Annotated in this window: 6 protein-coding genes; 2 read left to right on the forward strand and 4 right to left on the reverse strand. The window is 69.2% G+C overall.

Annotated features, from left to right (window positions below; genetic code table 11):
* Window positions 1-259: 259 nt before the first annotated feature.
* Complete coding sequence (locus VLK61_RS12885) at window positions 260-835, reverse strand: DUF1697 domain-containing protein (RefSeq protein WP_325421761.1); 576 nt, start codon at window positions 833-835, stop codon at window positions 260-262.
* Between the two features lie 171 nt (window positions 836-1,006).
* Here VLK61_RS12885 and VLK61_RS12890 point away from each other — a divergent pair, with 171 nt between their 5' ends.
* Complete coding sequence (locus VLK61_RS12890) at window positions 1,007-1,654, forward strand: hypothetical protein (protein ID WP_325421762.1); 648 nt, start codon at window positions 1,007-1,009, stop codon at window positions 1,652-1,654.
* Here VLK61_RS12890 and xdhC read toward each other — a convergent pair.
* The 3 genes from xdhC to xdhA are packed head-to-tail and all read right to left on the reverse strand — an operon-like array spanning window position 1,602 to window position 6,304.
* The gene (xdhC, locus tag VLK61_RS12895; RefSeq protein WP_325421763.1) at window positions 1,602-2,408 is read right to left on the reverse strand and encodes a xanthine dehydrogenase accessory protein XdhC; all 807 of its coding nucleotides are present in this window, start codon (window positions 2,406-2,408) and stop codon (window positions 1,602-1,604) included. The genes VLK61_RS12890 and xdhC overlap by 53 nt on opposite strands.
* 42 nt (window positions 2,409-2,450) lie before the next feature.
* On the reverse strand, window positions 2,451-4,781 hold the full coding sequence (gene xdhB / locus VLK61_RS12900; RefSeq protein ID WP_325421764.1) for a xanthine dehydrogenase molybdopterin binding subunit: 2,331 nt from the start codon (window positions 4,779-4,781) through the stop codon (window positions 2,451-2,453).
* Complete coding sequence (gene xdhA / locus VLK61_RS12905) at window positions 4,778-6,304, reverse strand: xanthine dehydrogenase small subunit (RefSeq protein ID WP_325421766.1); 1,527 nt, start codon at window positions 6,302-6,304, stop codon at window positions 4,778-4,780. The genes xdhB and xdhA overlap by 4 nt, the downstream gene beginning before the upstream one ends.
* 70 nt (window positions 6,305-6,374) lie before the next feature.
* On the opposite strand from xdhA, the gene VLK61_RS12910 reads away from it, so the two are divergent.
* Window positions 6,375-7,225: LysR family transcriptional regulator (locus VLK61_RS12910; protein WP_325421767.1), on the forward strand; the 851-nt coding region annotated here is incomplete at its 3' end.

The following is a 7,225-nucleotide window of genomic DNA, read 5'->3' on the forward strand; positions in this document are numbered from 1 at the left end:
CCGGTGGCGGGGCTGTCGGTCAGCTTCCCCTCGTTCCGCTACAGCGAAGAGAAGGAGCCGGCCCTGGTGGCCATGCTGCAGCAGGCCAGCCGCGTGATCTCCGGCCAGCTGGGCTGCACGCAGTTTCCGCTGGATCCGCCGCCGGCCGCCGCGAACCGGCGCTGAATCGGCACCTCAGGCGCGGAGCCGGGCCACGCCGCCCAGGCGTGATTGATCTCTCGATCGCAGCACATCAATGCGGCGCCGACGATTCACGCGCTCAGGCCGACAGCATCTGCGCCAAGGCCTGCATCGTGCGCCAGTTGCGTGCGGTGGCCGGTGCGCCGACGCTCTTGTCGATGAGGTTCGGCGTCAGCTTGGATGTGCCCAGGCCTTCGGGAAAGTGGATCCACAAACCGTCGCGCACGGCCTGGATGCGTTCACCCGCGACGGCACGTTCGCTCAAGCGCGCCGCCGCTTGCGCGGCTGGCGCCTGCTTGGCCAGCAGCAGCATCACGCGGTTCGGTTCGGCAGCCGAGGCCTTTGCAAACGGGTTGTCGGCCAGGTACCTCAACCATTGGTCGGCGCTGCGCACGATCACATCGCTGTGGAATCCGAAGTGTTCGGTGATGGCCTGCTCCAGTCGCTTCGCCGCGGCGTCCGAGGCACCGGACACCTGCGCCACCAGGTTGCCGCTGGCCAAGTGGGTTCGTGCGTGCGCAAACCCCAGGGTGCCAGCCAGTTCGCGCAGCGCTGCCATCGGCAGCTGGCGCTTGCCGACGTTGATGGCGCGCAGCAGCATCACGCACTGCGGGGCCGAGCTTGTCGGGTTCGCGGGGGTGGCTGGGCGTGGCATCGGCAGTCCTGCGGGGTCGGGTGAGCCGCAGGATTCTCCGCGACAGATGTGGCCCAGCGCTTGGCTGGCGATGTCCGGCACACCGATAGGACAGCTCATGCGGGCCAGCGACACAAAGCCTCGAAATGACGGCATCGCGCATGCCTGACCCGCGCTGTAGGCTTGATGCCCATGGACACGCACACCGGCTCGGCCACCACCCTCCGCGACCAGCCCGATGGCATGCACGTCGGGTCCCCCGACGGCCGGCTGCATCTGCGCATCGCACCTGTCTACGACGAGCGCTGCCCACCGTGCGAAGAGCTCACGCTGTGGCGGCGCCCGGCCTCCGATGCGCAGCCGGTGCAACTGGCGGCCTGGACCAGCCATGGCCTGGGCAGTGCGGTGCGGTTCACCGGCGAGGACTCGCTCGTGCTGGAACACCAGGTCGACAGCCGCGGCGGCGTGTACCAGATCCTGATCGACACCGGGGCCCGGACCTTTGGCTTCCACCCGAACGAGCGGCCGCAGCCGCTGGATGAACTGGCCGGCTGGCTGTCGCCGCCGTCGACAGCCTGGTCTGCGCTGCCCGAGCCACCGCCGCTGTCGGCGCTGCGCCGCAGCGCGCTGGTGATCACCGAACTGTTCAGCCTGCTCGGCGGCGGTGTGCTGGCCGCCGGCGGCGCATGGATGGCGCTGGCGGCCGACACCCTGAAGGACCGGTCGATCGGGCTCTTCGGCTTGCTGTTCTTCGGCGCCTGTGCGGCGCTGGCGCTGCGCGATTTGCTCAGACTGCGTGCTGCTGCTGCAGCAACTGCGCCACCACCGCAATCGCGATGAGCTCCGGCTCCTTGCCGCCGATGCCCGGCACGCCGATCGGGCAGGTCAGGCGGGCGAGGACCTCGGCCGGGATGCCACGTTGTTCGAATCGATGCAGGAAACGCGCGCGCTTGGTGGCCGAGCCGATCAGGCCCAGGTAGCCGAAGTCGCCACGCTGCAGGATCGCTTCGGTGATGCGCTGATCCAGGTCGTGGCTGTGGGTCAGCACCAGGTAATAACATCCATGCGGTGCGGCCCTGACTTCGGCTTCGACGGGCTCGACGCACAGCCGCTCGATGTGCGGCGCCGACGCTTCGCCTGGAAACTCGTCTTCGCGTTCGTCGATCCATTGCACCCGGCAGTGCAGGCCTTCGAGCAGCCTGGCGATCGCGCGGCCGACATGGCCGGCGCCATAGAGCTGCAGCGTGAACTGCGGCGCTGGCGCCGGCCAGCGGGCCAGCGCGTCCGCATCGAAGGCTGCGAAGTGCAGGCTCAGCGCGCCGCCGCAGCATTGGCCCAGCGTCGGGCCGAGTGCGATGGTCTGCGTCAGCGGCGCGAACGCCGGTGTTGCCAGCAGGCGGCGCGCGGTCGCTATGGCCTGCCACTCCAGGTGCCCGCCGCCGATGGTGCCCAGCACGGCATCGGCGCTGACCAGCATGCGCGTGCCGTCGCCGCGTGGCACCGAGCCGCGGGCCTCGCCGACACGCACTTCGACGCTGCGCACGCCCCGCGCCAAGCACTGGCCGGCGGCATGCCGCAGCAGGGCTTCGTTCATGCCGCGCCCGAAACCGGCCCGCTGACGCGACGAGCGGCCGTTTCAGCAGTGCGTGACCGCATCCAGCGCATCGAGGATGGCCTCGGGCGTGGCCGGCGCACGCAGCGGTGGATCACGGCGATGGCCGCCGGCGGCCGATACCGCATCGCGGATCGCCAGGAACACCGAGAACGGCAGCAGCAGCGGCGGTTCACCGACCGCCTTGCTGCGGTGGATGGTGTCACTGACGTTCTGCGTGTCGTACAGCGCCACGCGGAAATCGGCCGGGCAATCATTGGCGGTGGGAATCTTGTAGGTGCTGGGGGCGTGCGTCATCAGCTTGCCCTGGTTTTTCGACCCATCCAGCGGATGCCACCACAGCTCCTCCATCGTCAGCCAGCCCATGCCCTGGATGAACGCGCCTTCGACCTGGCCGATGTCGATCGCCGGGTTCAGCGATTGGCCGACGTCGTGCAGCACGTCTGCGCGCTGCAGCCGCCATTCGCCGCTCAGTGTGTCCACCAGCACTTCCGAGCAGGCCGCGCCATAGGCGAAATAGAAGAACGGGTTGCCCTTCAGCTTCTCGCGGTCCCAGTGCAGGCCGGGCGTCGCGTAGTGGCCGTCGCTCCACAGCTGCACCCGCGCGAAATAGGCTTGCTGAACCAGTTCGGCGAAGGGGATCGCCAGGCCATTCACCAGCACCTGGTCGTTGCCGAAGCGCACCTCGGCCACCGTGCCGCCGTGCTTGCCGACGGCAAAACCGGCCAGGCGCTCGCGGATCTGGTTCGCGGCATACTGCGCGGCCTTGCCGTTCAGGTCGGATCCGGTGGAGGCCGCGGTGGCCGAGGTGTTGGCCACCTTCTGCGTGTCGGTGGCGGTGGCGCGCACACGGTCCAGCCGCACGCCGAGTTCATGCGCCACCACCTGCGCCACCTTGGTGTTCAGGCCCTGGCCCATCTCAGTGCCGCCATGGTTCACCAGGATCGAACCATCGGTGTAGACATGCACCAGCGCGCCGGCCTGGTTGAAGTGCGCGACGTTGAAGGAGATGCCGAACTTCACGGGGGTCAGCGCCAAGCCGCGCTTGAGCACCGGGCTCGTCGCATTGAACGCGTTGATGGCCAGACGGCGCGCACGGTAGTCGCTGCTGGCTTCCAGGCGTTCGACCAGCGGCTCGATGATGTTGTCGCGCACCACCTGGTCGTAAGGCGTGATGTTGCGATCGGTGGTGCCGTAGAAGTTGGCGCGGCGCACGTCCAGCGGGTCGCGGCCGAGGTGGCGCGCGATGTCGTCGAGGATCATCTCGATGGCCAAAGCGCCCTGCGGCCCGCCGAAGCCGCGGAAGGCGGTATTGCTCTGCGTATTGGTGCGCGCGCAATAACCGTGCATCGCGACATCGGGCAGCCAGTAGGCATTGTCGAAATGGCACAGCGCGCGCGTCATCACCGGCGGCGACAGGTCGGCCGAGAAGCCGGCATTGGCGACCATCTCGACCTCGACGGCGGTGATGCGGCCCTCGTCGTCATGGCCGACGTCCCACTGGAACTCGAAGCCGTGGCGGCGGCCGGTGATCTGCATGTCGTCGTCGCGGTCCGGCCGCAGCTTCACCGGCCGCTGCAATTGGGCGGCAGCAACCGCGGCGATGCAGGCGAATAGCGCGCTCTGGCTTTCCTTGCCGCCGAAGCCGCCGCCCATGCGCCGGCACTGCACCTGCACCTGGTGCGCGCTGCGGTGCAGCGCATGGGCCACGGCATGCTGCATCTCGCTGGGGTGCTGCGTCGAACAATGCACCAGCATGCCGCCGTCCTCCTGCGGGATGGCGTAGGAGATCTGGCCTTCGAGGTAGAACTGCTCCTGGCCGCCGAGCGAGAAGCTGCCCTGCAGGCGATGTGGGGCGGCGGCCAGTGCGGCGCTGGCATCACCGCGCGACAAGTGCATTGGCGGCACGACGTAGCGCTGTTGTGCATGCGCGTCCAGGGCGCTCAGGATCGGCGTCAGCGCCTCGACCTGTATCACCTGCCTGGCCAGCGCCGCCGCGCGGCGCGCGGCCTCGCGGTCCTGGGCGATCACCGCGAACACCGGCTGGCCGACGTAATGCAGCACGCCGTCGGCGAGGATCGGGTCGTCGTGCACGATCGGCCCGCATTCATTGACGCCGGGGATGTCGGCGGCGGTGATCACCGCGATCACGCCGGGCAAGGCGCGCAAGGCCGCCAGGTCGATGCCCAGCAGCTTGCCATGCGCGACAGGCGACAGGCCCAGCGCGGCATGCAGCGTGCCGGCGAGCTCCGGCAGATCGTCGACATAGGGTGCGGCGCCGGCCACGTGCAGGTGGGCCGATTCATGCGGCCGGGCACTGCCGACCACGGCGGGGATGTCGTGCGGAGCGTTCATGTCATGTCACTCCAAACCGAGACTTCATCATTGCCCGAAGGCGCGGTCGGCCGCGTTTCCAGCCACAGGCGCTTGAGCAGGTTGCGCGCGGTGCGCTGCCGGTAGCTGGCGCTGGCGCGCAGGTCGGACAGCGGCGCATAGTCCCTATCTAGTGCGGCCATCGCCGCCTGCACGGTGGCTTCGGTCCACGGCTGACCGATGACGGCGGCTTCGGCACCGGCGGCGCGCTTGACGATCGCCGCCATGCCGCCGAAGGCAAAACGCGCCGCGCCCACGATGTCGCCGTCCAGCTGCAGCCACAGTCCGGCGGCCAGGCCGGAGATGTCGCTGTCGTAGCGCTTGCTCAGCTTGTAGGCCCGCATCAACTCACCCGGCTGCGGCAGCGGCACGCGCAGCGCCTGTACGAATTCGCCGGGCGCCAGCTGGTTCTTCATGTAGTCGACATAGAAGTCCTGCAGCAGCATCGAGCGCTGCGTGTCGCGGTGGCGCAGCACGATGCGCGCGCCCAGCGCGATCAGCACCGGGGCCGAGTCGCCGATCGGCGAGCCGTTGGCCACATTGCCGCCCATCGTTCCGGCGTGGCGGATCGGTGGCGACGCGAAGCGCAGGCCCATCTCGCGCGTGCTGGGCCAATGGCGGGCGAGGGCCGCCCAGGCGTCTTCCAGCGACGCGCCGGCGCCGATCTGCAGCTGGCCATCGGCTTCGGTGATGGTTTTCAGCGCGGCCACGTTGCCGAGGTAGAGGATCTCGCCGAGCGCGCGGAACTGCTTGTTGACCCACAGGCCGATGTCGGTGTTGCCGGCCAGCAGCCGTGCTTCGGGCTTGTCGGCGCGCAGCGTGGCCAGCGCATCCAGTGTGCGCGGGGCGTGGAAGCCGGCGTCGTTCAGCGGCGGGTCGGTTTGCAGGACTTTCAGCGCGGCGGTGATGGCCTGGCTGTCGAGCCGGCGCACGGGCAGCTCGAACATGCGCTGGCCGGCGTCGAGGATCGGCCGGTAGCCGGTGCAGCGGCACAGGTTGCCGGACAGGTCGTCGGCCAGTTGCTGCCGCGTCGGGCGCGTGCCGGCGGCTTGGTGCCGTTCATAGCAGCCGGTCAGCGACATCACGAATCCGGGCGTGCAGAAGCCGCATTGCGAGCCGTGGCAATCGACCATCGCCTGCTGGACCGGGTGCAGCGAGGGCGCTGCGGCGGGATGCGGCGAGGGCGTGGCAGCGGATTGCAGCGCACCGCCGGCCTGCGTCACATCTTCGACCGTCAGCACCGCCTTGCCATCGAGCGTCGGCAGGAACTGGATGCAGGCGTTCACCGGCTTGAGCGACAGCGCTTCGCCCTCGAGTTCGCCGACCAGCACGGTGCAGGCACCGCAATCGCCCTCGTTGCAGCCTTCCTTGGTGCCGGTGCACTGTGCATGCTCGCGCAGCCAGTTCAGCAGCGTGGTGGTCGGCGGTAAATTGGGGACAGAGACGATCCGACCCCGATGGAAGAAGCGGATCGGTCGGGCGGAGGAGGGGGCGGCCTGGGACATACCCGTAACTTAGCCGTTGCGTGCCGGGTGTGTATACGATTGCGCTTATAACTCTTATCGGAATGTTCGTATGGCGCGCGGCGCGGCCTTCGACAAGATCGAGCTGTCTCTCATCCGGGTCTTCCACACCGTGATCACCGAACGCAGCGTTTCGCGGGCCGCCATGCGCCTGTCCAGCAGCCAGCCGGCGGTGTCCGCACAATTGAAGCGCCTGCGCGCGCTCACTGGCGACCCGCTGCTGGTGCGCAGCGGCGCCGGCATGGCGCCCACCGCCGTGGCGCTGGCGCTGATGCCGGCGGCGGCGCAGGTGCTGCAAGGCGCGCAGGCCTTGTTCGGCGGCCATGTCTCGGCGCGCGGCTTTGCGCCCGAGCAGGCGACGCAGAGCTTCCGCATCGCCGCCAGCGACTACCTGGACCCGCTGTTCCTGCCCGAGCTGGTGACGCGGGTGCGCACACAGGCCCCCGGCATCACGCTGGACCTGCTGCCGCTGACGCGCGAATTCGACTACCGCGGCCACCTGGCGCGCGGCGAGGTCGACGTGGTCATCGGCAACTGGCTGCAGCCGCCGGCCGAGCTGCACCTGGGCCGGCTGATCAGCGACGAGATCGTCTGCCTGGTTTCACAAGAGCACCCAGCGGTGCGCAGCCCGCGCAGCTGGACGCTGGAGCGCTATCTGCAAAGCGAACACATCGCGCCGACACCGCTGCATGCCGGCGGCCGCGGTGTCGTCGAGGAACACCTGCAGGCGCGCAACCTGGCGCGCAACATCGTCGTGCGCAACCCGCATTTCGGCCTGGCGCCGGCGATGGTGGCGAAAAGCCGCCTGGTGCTGACCACGGGCCGGCAGTTCTGCGCGCGCTACCTCGGCGCGCTGCCGGTGCGCATCGTGCGCTGCCCGGTGGACTTTCCGCCACTCACCTA

It is taken from the genome of Aquabacterium sp. (assembly GCF_035476535.1).
Taxonomy (GTDB): Bacteria; Pseudomonadota; Gammaproteobacteria; order Burkholderiales; family Burkholderiaceae_C; genus Pseudaquabacterium.

Bases quoted from the DNA above. Each gene is read 5' to 3' on its own strand.
- xdhB (WP_325421764.1), bottom strand. From the start codon at position 4,781: ATGAACGCTCCGCACGACATCCCCGCCGTGGTCGGCAGTGCCCGGCCG.
- xdhA (WP_325421766.1), bottom strand. From the start codon at position 6,304: ATGTCCCAGGCCGCCCCCTCCTCCGCCCGACCGATCCGCTTCTTCCAT.
- xdhC (WP_325421763.1), bottom strand. From the start codon at position 2,408: ATGAACGAAGCCCTGCTGCGGCATGCCGCCGGCCAGTGCTTGGCGCGG.
- VLK61_RS12885 (WP_325421761.1), bottom strand. From the start codon at position 835: ATGCCACGCCCAGCCACCCCCGCGAACCCGACAAGCTCGGCCCCGCAG.
- VLK61_RS12890 (WP_325421762.1), top strand. From the start codon at position 1,007: ATGGACACGCACACCGGCTCGGCCACCACCCTCCGCGACCAGCCCGAT.